This is a genomic window from Halomonas sp. SIMBA_159, assembly GCF_046536035.1.
Classification (GTDB): Bacteria; Pseudomonadota; Gammaproteobacteria; order Pseudomonadales; family Halomonadaceae; genus Vreelandella; species Vreelandella venusta_A.
In genome coordinates, this window is the sequence record NZ_JAWJBT010000549.1 from 1 (window position 1) to 273 (window position 273).

Consider the following 273-nt stretch of genomic DNA (forward strand, 5'->3'; position numbering starts at 1 on the left):
AGCAGAACTGAATAAAATCCCTGGTTTTGTCCGTGGAAAAGTCAAGCGCAACACGGAAAAATATGCCCGGGAAAACGGCATTGAAAATATTAATGCGGAAGTTATTTACGCAGCAAAAGAAGCGGTAGGGGCATAATTTCAAAAAGACGGGTGGGTAAATTGCCCACTCATTTGATTTTGTTTTTAGTTCTTGGTTCTTTGGTTATTGCTCATTCATTCTCTCCCTCAACTGACTAAGATGATTGGGGGAGAAATTGTTTAAGAATCGTCTTT

The 273-nt window shown here is 39.6% G+C and carries 1 protein-coding gene; it reads left to right on the forward strand.

What is annotated here, in order from left to right; translation table 11 throughout:
* Positions 1-7 precede the first annotated feature (7 nt).
* The gene (locus tag R0J87_RS20410; RefSeq protein ID WP_498888539.1) at positions 8-136 is read left to right on the forward strand and encodes a hypothetical protein; all 129 of its coding nucleotides are present in this window, start codon (positions 8-10) and stop codon (positions 134-136) included.
* Positions 137-273: the final 137 nt, after the last annotated feature.